Origin of the sequence: Amycolatopsis sp. NPDC051716, from assembly GCF_040681595.1 — a bacterium.
GTDB lineage: Bacteria > Actinomycetota > Actinomycetes > Mycobacteriales > Pseudonocardiaceae > Amycolatopsis.
In genome coordinates this window covers 151,608-166,787 of sequence record NZ_JBFAZA010000006.1, presented here as the reverse complement: position 1 = coordinate 166,787, position 15,180 = coordinate 151,608, and the positions used below count along the sequence as shown (strand labels likewise).

The 15,180-nt window shown below is 73.9% G+C and carries 10 protein-coding genes; 5 read left to right on the top strand and 5 right to left on the bottom strand.

Annotated features, from left to right (window positions below; genetic code table 11):
• Nucleotides 1–748 precede the first annotated feature (748 nt).
• The 4 genes from AB0M30_RS10240 to AB0M30_RS10225 all read left to right on the top strand — a co-directional run bounded on the left by AB0M30_RS10240 (nt 749) and on the right by AB0M30_RS10225 (nt 3,982).
• Nucleotides 749–1,162, top strand: a complete 414-nt coding sequence (locus tag AB0M30_RS10240; RefSeq protein WP_353069492.1) for an SAV_6107 family HEPN domain-containing protein — start codon at nt 749–751, stop codon at nt 1,160–1,162.
• Nucleotides 1,152–1,919, top strand: coding sequence for a maleylpyruvate isomerase family mycothiol-dependent enzyme (locus AB0M30_RS10235; protein WP_364582216.1), 768 nt, complete (start codon nt 1,152–1,154; stop codon nt 1,917–1,919). Before AB0M30_RS10240 ends, AB0M30_RS10235 begins: the two co-directional genes overlap by 11 nt.
• Nucleotides 1,920–1,977: 58 nt before the next feature.
• Nucleotides 1,978–2,709, top strand: a complete 732-nt coding sequence (locus tag AB0M30_RS10230; protein WP_364582214.1) for a VOC family protein — start codon at nt 1,978–1,980, stop codon at nt 2,707–2,709.
• 211 nt (nt 2,710–2,920) lie between these two features.
• The gene (locus AB0M30_RS10225) at nt 2,921–3,982 is read left to right on the top strand and encodes a GNAT family N-acetyltransferase (protein ID WP_364582633.1); all 1,062 of its coding nucleotides are present in this window, start codon (nt 2,921–2,923) and stop codon (nt 3,980–3,982) included.
• Between the two features lie 2 nt (nt 3,983–3,984).
• Here the strand turns inward: AB0M30_RS10225 and def are convergent, their stop codons facing one another.
• The 5 genes from def to pdxA all read right to left on the bottom strand — a co-directional run bounded on the left by def (nt 3,985) and on the right by pdxA (nt 12,999).
• Complete coding sequence (def, locus tag AB0M30_RS10220; protein ID WP_360184306.1) at nt 3,985–4,485, bottom strand: peptide deformylase; 501 nt, start codon at nt 4,483–4,485, stop codon at nt 3,985–3,987.
• 788 nt (nt 4,486–5,273) lie between these two features.
• Nucleotides 5,274–9,944 (bottom strand): DEAD/DEAH box helicase, encoded by a 4,671-nt coding sequence (locus AB0M30_RS10215; RefSeq protein WP_364582211.1) that lies wholly within the window; start codon nt 9,942–9,944, stop codon nt 5,274–5,276.
• Nucleotides 9,937–10,725 (bottom strand): DeoR/GlpR family DNA-binding transcription regulator, encoded by a 789-nt coding sequence (locus AB0M30_RS10210; protein WP_364582209.1) that lies wholly within the window; start codon nt 10,723–10,725, stop codon nt 9,937–9,939. Before AB0M30_RS10210 ends, AB0M30_RS10215 begins: the two co-directional genes overlap by 8 nt.
• Nucleotides 10,697–11,974, bottom strand: coding sequence for an MFS transporter (locus AB0M30_RS10205; RefSeq protein ID WP_364582206.1), 1,278 nt, complete (start codon nt 11,972–11,974; stop codon nt 10,697–10,699). Before AB0M30_RS10205 ends, AB0M30_RS10210 begins: the two co-directional genes overlap by 29 nt.
• Nucleotides 11,971–12,999, bottom strand: coding sequence for a 4-hydroxythreonine-4-phosphate dehydrogenase PdxA (gene pdxA / locus AB0M30_RS10200; RefSeq protein ID WP_364582203.1), 1,029 nt, complete (start codon nt 12,997–12,999; stop codon nt 11,971–11,973). The genes AB0M30_RS10205 and pdxA overlap by 4 nt, the downstream gene beginning before the upstream one ends.
• A 298-nt stretch (nt 13,000–13,297) precedes the next feature.
• Between pdxA and AB0M30_RS10195 the strand changes: the two genes are divergently transcribed.
• Nucleotides 13,298–15,142, top strand: coding sequence for an Hsp70 family protein (locus tag AB0M30_RS10195; RefSeq protein ID WP_364582201.1), 1,845 nt, complete (start codon nt 13,298–13,300; stop codon nt 15,140–15,142).
• Nucleotides 15,143–15,180 lie beyond the last annotated feature (38 nt).

Sequence of the window (15,180 nt, the reverse complement as noted above, 5' to 3'; positions counted from 1 at the left end):
GGCGGCGGACTCCCGGCAGCCTCAGCTGCCGATCCTGCGTACTTCGGCTTCGGAGGCTTCGGACGCTGCCGACGCCGAGTTGCGGCCTTCGTCTTCGGTCGCTGCGGGTTCGGGGGCCGGATTGCCGGGTGTGCCGCGGTCTTCGTCTTCGGTGGTGGCGGGTTCGGGGGAGTCTCGGCCGACGGCCGTCGTGGCGGATTCCGGCCAGTCCGAGCTGCCGCTTCCGGCCCCGGCGATCCCGGAGCAGGCCCAGCCGGCGGCCGTCGTGGCGGGTGCGGGGTCGTCGGGTTTGCCGCGGTCTTCGTCTTCGGCGGTGGCGGGTACGGGGGAGTCTCGGCCCGCGGCCGTGGGGGCGGATTCCGGCCAGCTCGAGCTGCCGCCTCCGACCCCGGCGATCCCGGAGCAGGCTCGGCCGGCGGCCACCGGCGTGGACACTGGCCGGGCTGAGCCGTCCACGGTGGCGGATTCCGGGCAGCTCGAGCTGTCGGCCTCGGAGCCGTCTCGGCGGTCGGAGGCGGCGACTTTCGCCGCCCGGCCGGCGGCCACCGGCGCGGACTCCGACCGGCCTGAGCCGGCCACCCCGGCAGAGTCCGGGCAGCCGCGGCCGCCCGTCGTGTCGGTGGCGGAGCCCGGCCACTCCGAGCTGCCGGTTCCCGAAGCCCCGACCCCGGCCGGCGCCGATGATCCGCCCGGGCTGCCCCTCTCCCTGCGGCCGCCCGGGGCCGACCCCGATCAGTCCTCGCTGCCCATGTCGCTGCGCCCTCCCGCTTCGCCGGCCGCTGCCGGGCTGCTCGCCCAGGCGCGGCGCGGGCTCGCCGAGGCCGCGCAGGAAACCCGGCCCGCCGAACGCTTCATCGGCGCCTACCTCGCCGCCCTCCGGGGGGCCGCCGCCGTGCTCGCTGCCCGGGGGCGGCCGCACCGGGGGCGGGCTCGTCCCGCCAGCACCTGGGTGCTGCTCGACTCCGTCGCCCCCGAACTGCGGGAGTGGTCCGCCTTCTTCGCCAGCAACTCGGCCACGCGTGCCGCCGCGCAGGCCGGGATCACCGGGAAAGTCACCGCCGAGTCGGCCGCCGGCCTGGTGGGGGCCGCCACTCCGTTCCTCGAGCTCGTCCGCCGTCTCGTGCACGGCCTGCCGATCACCGGGGAAGCCCATGTCGCGTGAGCACGGCCCGGTCGACCAGGGGCGGTTGCTCACGGCGTTGGGAATCGAAGGCAGGCTGCTGGCCGAAGCGGTGCATGCGGCGCCGACCGAAGCGCCGGTGCCGGCCTGCCCCGGCTGGTCGCTCGGCGAGGTCGCCCGGCACGTCGGGAGCCTCTACCGGCTGGTCCGGCGCCGGCTGATCGACGGCCGGAGCCCCGACGACTGGCCGCGCGACCCCGAACCGGGCCAGAGCCTGCGGGACTTCCTGGAAACGGGCCTGACCGAACTGCTCGACGAGCTCGCCGCCCACGACCCGGAGGACCGCGCCGACACCTGGTGGCCGGCGGACCGGACCTACGGGTTCTGGCGCCGCCGGATGCTGCACGAGACGGTCGTCCACCGGGTGGACGTCGAGCAGGCGGCGGGCGCGGAGCCGCACGGCGTGCCCGACGACGTCGCGATCGACGGCATCGACGAGGTGCTCACCCTGTGGTTCGGGCAGAAGCTGCCGATGCTCGGCCTGACCGGCACGAAGGCGGGCTCGGTCGGTATCCGCACCGACGCGCACAGCTGGATCGCGCGGGCCGGACCCGTCACCACGGAAGCCTGGCGCTGTTCGGCCGAGGAGGCCGAGGCCGCGGACGACGTCGTCACGGCCAAGCCCGCGCAGATCTACCTGTGGCTCTGGGGCCGCGCGTCCCTGACCTCGGTGACCGTGCGCGGCGTGCACGACCAGGCGGCCCAGCTCTGGGCGCTGCTGCGGCTCGCGACCCGATGACCCGGCCGGTGGGGAAGCCGAACCGGAATTGTCGGAGGTGGCGGTTAGCCTGCGGCGCATGGACACGCGCCTGGTGAACCTGGTGATCGACGCAGCGCGGCCGAGGGTCCTGGCGGACTTCTGGGCCGCGCTGCTCGGCTGGCACGTCGCCGTCGAGGAGCCGGACGAGGTCGACGTGCGCGCCCCGGAGAGCGATGGCTGGGACTTGGACCTGGTCTTCGTGCCGGTGCCGGAACCCAAGGAGGTCAAAAACCGCATCCACCTGGACCTGGCGAGCACGACACGGGCGCACCAGGCCGAGCTGGTGTCGCGCGCGCTGGACCTGGGCGGCCGCCGGGTCGACCTGGGACAGGGCGAGGTGCCGTGGGTGGTGCTCGCAGACCCGGAAGGCAACGAGTTCTGCGTCCTCGAACCCCGCGAGCGCTACGCGGACACCGGCGCGGTGGCGTCGATCCTGGTCGACGCGCACGACCCGGAGCTCCTGGCGGGCTTCTGGGCGCGGCTCACCGGCCGGCCGATCCAGGCCCGCGAAGGCGATGCCCTGGTGGGGCTGCGCGCGCCGTCCGGGCGGGGGCCGTGGCTGGAATTCCTGCGCAACGACGACGTCAAGCGGGTCAAGAACCGCGTGCACCTGGACATCGCGCCCCCGGCGGACGCCGGCCATGCCAAGGCGGTGGCGGAGGTCATCGCGGCCGGTGCGGCGCCGGCGGACCTGGGCGGTCCCGCGCTGCCGTGGCGGGTGCTGACCGACCCGGAAGGCAACGAGTTCTGCGTGCTGACCCCGCGCTGAGCTCGGCTCCTCGACCGGCCGGGCGCCGGATCGCCGGGGAGCGCACCTCGGCCGGCGGGACGCCCGGTCGCGTCGGCGACCGAGCCGCGGTCCGGCTGGGTGTTTCGGCCGCGTTGCCGGGGCGCGTCGAACGCTGATCTGCGCGAAACACCCACGTCCTGGAGCGGCAACAACCCCGGGGGACCGTGGAGGCATGGAGACTTCCCGAGCGTTGCCCCAGCCGGTCCGGACGGTCGCCGCCGAGGAGACGGCGGTGCCGTCGGCGTGGCGGGTGCGGATCCGGATGCACGACCACCCGGGCACCCTCGCCCGCATCGCCATCCGGCTCGCCGACCTCGAGTGCAACATCCTCGGCCTGTCCGTGCTGCCGGTGCCGGGCGGCGTGCTCGACGAGATCGTGCTGCGCCCCGCGACCGGCCTGCCCCGGCGGCACCTGGTCGACGCCATCCGCGCCGAGGGCTGCGAATGCACGGCGATCATCGACGCCGACGTCCACGAGCTGGTCGACCCGTCGGCGTCAACGCTGCTCACGGCCCGCCGCGCGGTCGACGACCCGGCCCGCCTCGCCGACGTGCTGAAGGACATCCTGGCCGCGGACGTCGTCACGCTCGTCCCTGCCGCCGAGGCGAACCCGGCGCGCACGGAGAGCGGGCACCGGGCCGTGTTCGCGCTGGCCGGCGGCAGCGCGCTGGTGGCGCGCCGCCAGTGGGCGCCGTTCGTGCAGCTGGAGCTGACCCGCGCCGAAGCGCTGGTGACCCTGCTCGCGGCGGCGGCCCGGAACGCGGCCGGCCCGGTGGTCCTCGACCGCCCGGACGGCGCGGCGATCGTCCTGCGCAAGGGCGTCCCCGGCGACGCCGACGCGGTGGCCGAACTGCACCGCCGCTGCTCGATGGCCACGCTGTTCCGGCGCTACCACACCGGAGTGCGCACGGTCCCGCGCCGCCGCCTGCACCGGCTGCTGGTGCCTCCGCGCGGCACGAGCGTGCTCGCCGTCTTCGGCCGCGAGGTGATCGGCCTGGCCCAGCTCATCCCGATGAATTCGGGCGGCGCCGAGATCTCCCTCCTGGTGGAGGACGACTGGCAGCGCCAGGGAATCGGCACGGCCCTCCTGGCGCGGCTCGCGGTGCTGGCGGAGGCCCAGGGCATCACGGAGCTGTCCGCGGACTGCTTGACGGGCGACGACATCCTCCCCCGCACGGCGGCCAGAGCCGGCCTGCGCACCGAACGCAGCATCGACGACGGCGCCCGGCTGAGGATGTTCCTGCCGGCCTGAGCTCAGCGCTTCCAGAACCAGTCTTTGTCGCGCGCTTCGCGCAGGGCGGACTTCTTGCGCTCGGCGGTGAGCCGGTCGAGGTAGAGGATGCCGTCGAGGTGATCGGTCTCGTGCTGCAGGCATTGGGCCAGCACGTCTTCGCCTTCGACCTCGATGGGTTCGTTGTGGACGTCGACGCCGCGGACCTTCGCGTGCTTCGCCCGCTTGGTGGGGAACCACAGCTCCGGCACCGACAGGCAGCCTTCGTTGATCTCGTGCGTTTCCTCGGACAGTTCGACGATTTCGGGGTTGACGACATACCCGGCCAGCCCGGCGACGTCATAGCTGAAGACGCGAAGCCCCACCCCGATCTGCGGCGCGGCCAGCCCCGCGCGCCCGGCGGGCTTGACGGAGTCGACCAGGTCCCGCACGAGCGCCTCGAGCTTCTCGTCGAACACGGTGACCGGGTCGCAGACGGACTTGAGGATCGGGTCCCCGAAATAGCGCAGTTCGCGCATCGCCATGAGCAGAACATCCTTCGTGCGTGTCGGACTGGCAGCTTAGCCAGCGAGGAAGACGGTCGCGCCGCAATCACCGACCGGGCTCGCCCGGAGACGGCCGAAGAGGACGCGGCGGCGAATCGGCGCTGGTGGGCGGAGGACCGGATACCGGGTGGCCGACGCCGGGCTGCCGGGGCTGCCGGGTTGGAGTGCTTGCAGCGGATCGGTTCCGGTGGCGAGGCGGAGGTGCGGGGGACCGCCCGGCCCGGCGACCCGAGCCCGCGGCTGGCGACCTGCCTGCGGCTGCGACCCGCCCCCGGCTGGCGACTCGGTCCCCGACTGCGACCCGACTCTGCGGTCGGTGCCCGGTTCCTCTGCCGGCGACCGGGCCCGCGGCTGGCTATCCGAGCCCGCGGCCGGCGGCCGGGCGTGCGGTTGGCGAGCGACTCGCGGCCGGCGACCGAGCCCGCGGCCGGCGGCCGGGCGTGCGGTTGGCGAGCGACTCGCGGCCGGCCCCCGAGCCCGCGGCCGGCGGCCGAGCTTGCGGTTGGCGGCCCGACTGCGGCTGGCGATCCGACTCTGCGGCCGCCGACCTGGTTCTCCGGTCGGCGCCCGAGCCTGCGGCCGCGACCCGGCCCCGCGGTCGGCGACCCTGCCCGCGGTCGGTGACCCAGCCTCGACCGGCGACCCCGGCGGTCGTGGGCTGGCGGCCGCGACTGGGCCGGCCGGCGAGCACGCCCGGCCCGCGACCGGCGACCGGATCCCGGCCGGAAGTCTTCGTGGCTCCCGGCCCTGGCTTGCCCTGCTGGGGCTCAGGCCCGTAGCCGCAGGCCGGAGGGGGTGGCTCGGAAGCCAGCCTCCTGTAGTACCTCCGACAGTTCCGAGGTCAGTGCCTGCTCGCCGTCCGCGCGTTGGACCGACAACTGGCCCAGCCAGCCCTCGCGGACCGCTGCCGACAGGGCCTGGGCTGCCTCCGACAATGGCTGGCGCTCCTCCGTGAAACTCAGCAGGGATCGGCCCCCTCTCTCCACGTATAGGGCCGGAACCCCGTCGACCAGGACCGCCAGTGCGCCGGCCTTGCGGGCGGGGCGGTGCTTCGTGTCGCCCGTTGCCGCCGGCCAGGGGAGGGCCGCGCCGTAGGGCTGGGCCGGGTCCGCCGCGGCCAGGACCACCGGCCGGCCCGGTGCCGGGCGGCCCGGGCCCGACAGGGCGCGCAAGCGGTCGACCGCGCCCTTCGCCGCGAACTGGGCCGCGCCGAGGCCCTCCACCACGTAACCGCGGATCACCTGGCCCGTGTCCTCCATGCCGCGCAGGACCTTGTAGATCCCGGAGAACCCGCCCGTGACGCGCTCGGTGTCGAGCGCGCCGCGGGTCAGGACGCCGTGGCGCTCCAGGAACGCCTCCGTCCTCGCGTGCGCCCGGCGGGTCGCGTCGGTTTCGCGGGGCGGGGTCAGGGCCCACCGGCCCGCGACCGTCGGCGGTCCGGATCGCGAGGGCATCTGTGGCCGCCCCGCCCGCAGCCGTGCGTACCGGCCGCGGGGGGCCTGGCGCCGGGGCTTGTGGGCGCCGTGCCCGGCGACCTGGGCCCGCAACGGCCCCAGCGTGTCGCCCGTGACCAAGCCCGCCCAGACCAGATCCCACAGCGCCGCCACGACTTCGGCGTCGCTCGGGGCCTTGTCCACCAGGACCGTCGCGCGGTCCACCAGCTGGCGGAAGAACAGCGCGCCACCCTCCAAAGTGGACACGATGGCGTCGTGCAGCGGGCCGGTCGGGATGTCCTCGACGACTTCGGGCAGCAGCAGGTCGGCCACGTCGGTCGGGGCCAGGGCGATCCAGCCGTCACCGCCGGAGAGCGCGCCGCAGCCCGCCCACGTGACCTCGCCCGCGGTCGTCAGCTCGTCCAGCAGCGCGGGGGAGTAGCCCGGCAGCCGCCCGGGCAGGATCAGCGACTCCACCGCGCTCGCCGGCAACGGCGCCCCGGCGAGCTGCTCCACCACCGACAGCACGTCGTCCGCCGTCGGGGCAGCGCGGACACGGCCGCCGAACCCGTGCCACGCGGGCAGGAACCGGCCCAGCGCCGCCGGTTCGACCGGCTCGACTTCGGCTCGCAGCTTCGCCAGCGACGCCCGCCGCAGCCGGCGCAGCACGGCCGAATCGCAGTACTCGACCCCGACGCCGTGGGTTTCCGGATGGCCGACCGGGCTCAGCTCGCCGCGCACCAGGCGGCCTTCCCCGGTCATCCGGTCGAGCACGCCGGTGACGACCGCGGTGCCGAGCCCGAACCGCGCGGCCGCGTCCGCCGCGGCGAACGGCCCGCGGCCGCGGGCGTAGCGCGACAACAGGTCCCCGAGCGGGTCCGCCACCGGTTCGGTGAACGCCTCGGGCACACCCACTGGCAGCGCGGTGCCCAGCGCGTCACGCACCCGGCCGGCGTCCTCGATCGCCAGGAACCGTTCCGAGCCGCCGATCCGCACCCGGATCGCCCGCCGCGCCGCTTCCAGCTCGGTGAGCCACTCCGCGTGGATCCCGCGCTCGGCGGCCTCTTCGACGGTCAGGTCGCCGAGGAACCGCAGCAGGTCGGCGGCGTCCTCGGCCGAGCGCGCGTGGCGCTCGGGATCGAGCCGCTGCAGCGACCGTTCCACCTCGGCGACGGCTTCGGGATCCAGCAGCTCCCGGATCGCCTCGGTGCCCAGGAGCTCGGCCAGCAGCCCCGAATCCAGCGACAGCGCCGCCGCCCGCCGCTCGGCCAGCGGCGCGTCGGTCTCGTACAGGAACATCCCGATGTAGCCGAAGAGGAGGCTGCGCGCGAACGGCGACGCGGCCGGCGTTTCGACCTCCACCAGCCGGACCTTGCGGGCCCGGACGTCGGCCATCAGCTCGCGCAGGCCGCTGACGTCGTAGACGTCCTGCAGGACCTCCCGCATCGCCTCCAGCACGACCGGGAACCGCTCGTACTTCGCCGCGACCGACAGCAGCTGCGACGCGCGCTGCCGTTGCTGCCACAGCGGAGTCCGGCGCCGCGGGTCCCGGCGGGGCAGCAGCAACGACCGGGCCGCGCACTCCCGGAACCGCGCCGCGAACACGGCCGAGCCGCCGACCTCGGCGACGATCAGCTGCTCGACCTCCTCGGGATCGAGCAGCACGTCGTCCGCGCCGATGGTCACCTCGCCGCCTTCGGCGTCGAGGGCGTCCGGCAGCCGCAGGACGATGCCGTCGTCGGAGTGCGCGACCTGCGCATCCACCCCGCGGTTTTCCCGCAGCCGCGCGGCGATCGCGAGGGCCCACGGCGCGTTCACCTGCGCGCCGAACGGCGAGTGCACGACGATCCGCCAGTCGCCGAGCTCGTCGCGGTAGCGCTCCAGCAGGATCGTCCGGTCGTTCGGGACGTGCCGGGTGGCCGCCTTCTGCTCGGTCAGGTAGGCGAGGAGGTTGTCGCACGCCCGCTCGTCCAGCCCGGCCGCCTGGGCCCGCTCGCGCGCCTTCACATCGTCTGAAGTGGACAGTTCGCGGACGAACTTCCCCAGCGCCCGGCCGAGTTCCAGCGGGCGGCCCGGCGCGTCACCCTTCCAGAACGGCATCCGCGCCGGCTCGCCCGGCGCCGGCACCACGATGACGCGGTCGTGCGTGATGTCGGTGATCCGCCACGACGACGTGCCGAGCAGGATGGTGTCGCCGACGCGCGACTCGTACACCATCTCTTCGTCGAACTCGCCGACGCGCGAACCGGGTTTGTCGTCCGCGCCCGGGGTCATGACGGTGAACAGGCCGCGGTCGGGGATGGTGCCGCCCGACGTGACGGCCAGCCGCTGCGAGCCGGGCCGCCCGCGCAGCTCGCCACCGATGCGGTCCCAGGTGATCCGCGCCCGCAGCTCGCCGAACTCTTCGCTCGGGTAGCGGCCCGCGAGCATGTCGAGCACCGCGTGCAGGGCGTCGTCCGGCAGCGCGGCGAACGGGGCCGCCCGCCGGACCAGCGACGCGAGGGCCGGCACCGTCCACGGTTCCAGCGCCACCATGGCGACGACGTGCTGCGCCAGGACGTCCAGCGGGTTGCGCGGGTAGCGGACCGCCTCGATCGCCCCGCTCGCCATCCGCTCCGCGACCACAGCGCAGGAGACGAGGTCGCCGCGGAACTTCGGGAACATCACCCCGGACGAGACCGCGCCGACCTGGTGCCCCGCCCGGCCGACCCGCTGCAGCCCGGACGCCACCGTCGGCGGCGCTTCGATCTGCACCACGAGGTCGACCGCCCCCATGTCGATGCCCAGCTCCAGCGACGACGTCGCCACCACGCACGGCAGCTGCCCCGACTTGAGCGCCTCTTCGACGTGGGTGCGCTGCTCCCGTGACATCGATCCGTGGTGGGCCCGGGCGATCACCGGCGCCGCGCCGGTGCTCACGCCGGACTGCCCGACGGCTTCCGCCGGGAACGCGTCGGCCGGGGTGAGCTCGGTCTGCTCGACGGCCAGCTCGTTGAGCCGGGCGGTGAGCCGCTCGGTGAGCCGGCGCGAGTTGGCGAAGACGATGGTCGAGCGGTGCGCGCGGATCAGGCTCAGCACCCGCTCCTCGACCGCCGGCCAGATCGACGGCCGCTGCACGGGGTTGCCGGCCATCTCCTCCAGCGTGCCCAGGCCGCCCGGGGCGATCTCCCCGGGCGGGAACGCCTCGGTCAGCGACTCCAGTGACTCCAGCGCGTCGAGCGGGCTCGGCGCCGGCCCGCTGCGCGGCGCGTCGAGGTTGCCCATGTCCTCCACCGGGACCTCGACGCGGACCTCGATGGTCTTCGCCAGCTTCGGCTGGACCACGCGCACCGGACGGCCGCCGGCCAGGAACGCGCTCACCTCGTCGATCGGGCGGACCGTCGCCGACAGGCCGATCCGCTGCGCCGGCTTCGGCAGCAGCGCGTCCAGCCGCTCCAGCGAGAGCGCGAGGTGCGCGCCGCGCTTGCCGCCGGCGACCGCGTGCACCTCGTCGACGATCACGGTCTCGACGCCGCGCAGCGACTCCCGCGCCGACGACGTGAGGATGAGGAACAGCGACTCCGGTGTGGTCACCAGCACGTCCGGCGGGGTCTTGCCGAACGCGCGGCGCTCGGCCGCGGTGGTGTCGCCCGTGCGCATGCCCACTTCGATCCCGGGCACCGGCAGCCCGAGCCGGCGGCTGGCCTGCGAGATGCCGGCGAGCGGGGCCCGCAGGTTTCGCTGGACGTCGACCGCCAGGGCCTTCAGTGGCGAGACGTAGAGGATCCGGCAGCGTTTCGTCGCTTCCGCCGGTGGCGGCTCCACCGAGAGCCTGTCCAGTGCCCAGAGGAACGCGGACAGGGTCTTGCCGGACCCGGTGGGCGCGACGACGAGGGCGTGCTCGCCCGCGTGCGCGGCCCGCCAGGCCCCTTCCTGCGCCGCGGTGGGCGCGGCGAAGGCCCCGGCGAACCAGTCGCGGGTCGCGGGGGAGAAGAGGTCGAGAACGTCAGCTGCCACGTCATTCATGATGCGCGGCACCACCGACAATTTCGGGAGCGCCGGCCAGGATCACGCTCTGGGCGAACTGGGGGAACATCACGTCCACCCGCGGCTCGTCGGTGATCAGCCGGTACTCGCGGTCCAGCGGCGTCCAGTAGGAAAAAGGGGCCTGGTCCAGCTGGGAGTGGTCGGCCAGCACGTAGGCTTCCGCGCCCGCGTGGAGCATCGCGTGCTTGACCACCGACTGTTCCAGTGACGGGCAGCACAGCCCGCGCCCGGCCACGACGCCGTCGGCACCCAGAAACACCCGGTCGGGTGAAATGTGTCGCAGCTGCGCCAGCACGCTCTCGCCGAGGATCGCCTCGTCGGAGTGCCGCAGCCGGCCGCCGAGGACGATGAGGTCGATCCCGGAGAAGCCCGCGAGCTCGCGGATCGCCGTGACGCCGTTCGTCACCACCGTCAGCCCTTCGCGGTGGGCGAGGTGGCGGGCGAGCCTGCCGGTGGTCGTGCCCGCGTCGAGGAGCACCACCTCGCCGTCCCGGACGAGCGCGGCGGCCTCCCGGGCGATGGCGTCCTTGGCCGCCGCGTGCTCCCGGTCCTTCTCGAGGGGACTGCGCTCGGTGTCGAGTGCGCCGCCGTAGGTGCGGACGACGTGCCCGGCGCCGGCGAGCGAGGCGAGGTCGCGGCGGATCGTCGACTCGGAGACGCCGAACTCTTCGGCCAGTTCCGCGATGCCGCCGGAGCCGTCGCGGACGGCCTCCAGGAGCATCGCGCGCCGGTCACGGGTGCCTGGTCGCGGCTGAGGCATGCGCCGAGCCTTCCACAGTCACGGGTTTCAGCCCGAAGAACGCCAGCCCGGCGGCCACGGCGAGGAACGTGGCCAAGACGACGAACCCGGTGGTCGTGGTGCCGGTGACGTCGGTCAGCCAGCCGACCAGGTAGGGACCGGCGAAGCCGCCGAGGTTGCCCAGCGCGTTGATCAGCCCCATCGCCACGGCGACCACTTCGATGCCGAGGACCCGGCTGGGGATCGCCCAGAACGGCCCGTACGGCATGTAGACGCCGGTCGCCACCACGCAGAGCAGCCCCAGCTGCACGGCCGCCGGCCAGTGCCCGAGGTTGCCCAGCAGCAGCCCGCCGATCGCCACGAGCAGCGGCACCGTGACCGCGAGCCGCCGGTTGCCGGTGCGGTCGGACCAGTGTGCGCACGCGACCATCCCGGCCAGCGCCAGCACGTACGGCACGGCCGAGAGGAAGCCGACGGCGGTGGCCGAGCCGCCGGTCATCGTCTTCACCACCGACGGCAGCCACAGGGAGAAGCCGTAGAAGCCGGTGATCCAGAAGAAGTAGATGCCGACCAGCAGCAGCACCTGGCGGTTCGCCAGGGCCTGCCGGTAACCCTGCTTGGCGAACGCCGGCTTCGCGTCTTCTTCGGCCCGCAACGTGGTTTCGAGGTACTCGCGTTCCGCCGCGGAGATCCACCGCGCCCGCGCCGGCCGGTCGGCCACCGCGAACCACCAGACGACCGCCCACACCAGCGGCGGCAGTCCCTGCAGGACGAACACCCAGCGCCAGGACATGTGGTCGAGCATGAACCCGGACAGCGGCGACATGAGGATCGCCGAGATCGGCAGGCACGTCATCCACAGCGCGTTCGCCCGCGCGCGTTCCGCCTGCGGGAACCAGGACGCCAGCAGGATCAGCACCGCGGGCCAGACCCCGCCCTCGAACAGCCCGAGCAGCAGCCGGGCCAGGTGCAGCTGGGTTTCGTTCCGCACCAGCCCGCAGAGCACCGCCGCGAACGCCCAGGCGATCATCAGGATCAGCACGGTCTTGCGGGCACTCCACTTCGCCGCCAGCACCGCCGCGGGGATCTGCAGCACCAGGTAGCCGACGAAGAAGATGCCGCTCGCCAGCCCTTTCGCGCCGGCCGACAACGGGAAGTCGTCGCCGATGTAGGGCAGGATCACCGCGACGTTCGTGCGGTCGAGGTAGGCCAGCATGTACATGACCACCGCGACCGGGATGACGTACGCCCAGCGCTTGCGGGGGATCACCGGCGGGTCGGAGGGTAGATGACCGGCAGCTTCCGCGCGTACGGCGCCAGGGTGGCCGCGGCCTTGAACGCCGCCCGCATGGTGCCGTGCGACGCCCGGCCGGTGCCGGCGATGTCGAACGCCGTGCCGTGGTCGACCGACGTGCGCAGGATCGGCAGGCCGACCGTCACCGACACGGTGCCGTCGAAGTCGTAGGTCTTCGACGCGATGTGCCCCTGGTCGTGGTAGAGCGAGAGCACCCCGTCGAACCGGCCCTGGATCCCTTGGTGGAACACGGAATCCGCGGGGATCGGGCCGACCACGTCGAGCCCGGCCACCCGCGCGGCGGCGACCGCCGGGGCGATCGCGATGATCTCCTCGTCGCCGAACTTGCCGTTCTCCCCGCCGTGCGGGTTGAGCGCCGCCACGGCCAGTCTCGGTTTCTCCGTGCCGAACACTTCCAGCGCGGTGTACGCCTCCCGGATCGCGTGCTCGATGTTCTCCCGGGTGATCTGGCTGATCGCCTCGCGCAGCGAAAGGTGCCGGGTGGCGAAGAAGATCTTCAGCCCGGAGACCCAGAACATCGTGTTGAACCGGGTCGACCCGGTCAGCTCGCCGAGCATCTCGGTGTGCCCGAGGTGCTGCGAGCCCGCCGCCCAGATGGCTTCCTTGTTGATCGGCGCGGTCACCACCGCGTCGACCTCGCCGGCCAGCGCGAGCCGGGTGGCGACCTCGATCGCCCCCACCGCGGCGGCGCCCGCGGTCGCGTTCACCTCGCCCCACGGCAGGTCTTCGGTGACCACGCCGAGGTTGAGCACGTCGATCACGCCGGTGGTGAAGCGCGCGTCGGCGACCGTGGCGATCGGGTTGATCTCCAGGTGCAGGCCCAGGTGCCGGACCAGGCGTTCCAGCACGATCGCGTCGCCCACCGCCACCCCGTGCGCCATCTGCAGGGCTTCGGGCTCGGCGAGGGTCTTCAGGGTGATCTCCGGGCCGATGCCCACGGGGTCGCCGAGGGTGACGGCGAGGATGGGGAGGTCGTTCACGGGTGGTTCCTTCCGGTGGCCAGGAGGTGGTTCAGGTGTTCCGGGCAGGGCGCCTTTCGAACCGCCTGCATGGCGTGTGGTGGCGAGGCGTGCCGGGTACCCACGTTCACCGGCACCGGACCCTCCCTTTTGCGCGATCTGAGCAATCGAGTTGACCGAACTGTGCAACTATCGTGCACCTTGATCGGCGCCCACGTCAAGGAGCAGTGACTTTCCCGGGTCCGCACGCACGGTGACCGCGCGCATGGCAGCATCACGCGGGCGCCGTCCGGGCGTGTTTTTCGCGAAGGGGAGTGCTGTGCGGATCCTGTCCGTGGACCTCGGGACGTCCAACACCGTCGCCGTGCTTTCGGCGCACGGGAGGCCGCCCCGGGTCGTCGAGGTGGACGGTTCGGCCAACATGCCCTCGGCGGTGTTCGCCACCGAAGAAGGCACGATCATGGTCGGCCGCGACGCCGAGCGCCGCGCCCGGCTCGACCCGACCCGCTTCGAGCCGAACCCCAAGCGCCGCATCGACGAGCAGACCCTGCTGCTCGGCACCGACGTCGTCCCGGTCACCGACGCGCTGGCCGCCATCCTGCGCCGCGTGCTCGAGGAGACCGCCCGCCAGCTCGGCGGCGAGCAGCCCGACGAGGTCCGGCTGACCCACCCCGCGCAGTGGGGGCAGCCGCGCCGCACCGTGCTGATGGCCGCCGCCCGGCTCGCCGGGATGGGCCCGAACATCCTGCTGGTGCCCGAGCCGGTCGCCGCCGCGGCGCACTTCGCGTCGTTCCCCGGCAAGTCGCTCGCGCCCGGCCAGGCCCTCGCCGTCTACGACCTCGGCGCGGGCACCTTCGACGTCGCGGTCGTCGGCGCCACGCAGAACGGGTTCACCGTGCTCGCCGAGGACGGCCTGCCCGACCTCGGCGGCCTCGACGTCGACCAGGCGCTGATGGTGCACGTCGGACGCGAGGTCTCGCACTCCGACCCGCAGCGCTGGCAGCGCCTGCTGCGCCCGGAGTCCACCGCCGACCGGCGCACCCGGCGCGCGCTGCAGGAGGACGTCAAGGCGGCCAAGGAGGCGCTGTCGCGGCACCCGCAGACCGAGGTGCCGATGCCCGAGCCGTTCAAGGACGTCCTCGTCACGCGCGGCGAGCTGGAAGGCCTGGTCCGCCCGGCGATGCTGCGCAGCGTCGAGCTGCTGTCGCGGACGCTGCGGTCGTCCGGGCTGACCCCGGACCGGCTGGCCGGCATCTACCTCGTCGGCGGGTCGAGCCGGCTGCCGCTGGTCGGCGCGATGATCGCGGAGAAGCTCGGTGTCGTGCCCGCCAGCCTCGACCAGCCGGAGACCGCCGTCGCGCTCGGCGCGCAGCACGTGGCCCGCGACGGATTGTCCGTGCGCACCCAGAACGTCGAAGGGGCGGTGGCCGCGGGTGCGCCGCCGCGCCGCCCGCAGTACGCGCCGCCGCCTCCGCCGCAGTACCCGGGTTACGCGCCGTCGAACTTCCCGCCGAGCGGCCCGCAGCCGGTGCCGTCGAACTTCCCGGCGTACTCGGCCGCGCCCGACAAGGCCGAGCCGAAGCCCGGCGGGAAGAAGAAGCTGCTGATCGGGATCGCGGCCGCGGTCGTCGTGGCGCTCGCGGTGGGCCTGACGGTGTTCCTCACGTCGTCGTCCTCGGTGACGACCTACACGGCGGACCAGTGCAAGACGCCGGGGCAGGCGGACGACAAGGGCTTCACGGGGTGCCTGCGCCAGCTCGCCGGGAAGATCGCCGACACCGGGGACTGCAAGCCGGGCATGGGCAACGGCCCGGCGGCGCCGGCGCAGAGCCTGGGGGCCGCCTCGACCTGCTCCGCGCCGGGCCGGGCGGGCACGCAGGTGACCTACGTCCACGGCGACAGCGCCGACGCGCTCAAGCAGTACACCGAGGGCCTGCTCGCCTCGGCGGGCGGCGACCGCACCGAGGCCGACTGGGGCGGCAACGGGCTCAAGGGGCACTACGCGTCGGCCGCGGGGAAGACGTCGGCGGTGCTCGTGTTCACGGTCTCGGACCGGCCGCTGGCCGGGTTCATCTACCAGCTGAACACGAGTGACCAGGCGGCCGCGACCACGCCCGGCACGCTGGCCGACTACTTCGAGGCGAGCGTCCAGCCGGGCCGGTAGACGGCGCGAACGGGCCGTTCGCGCCCGCCGGTTAGAGT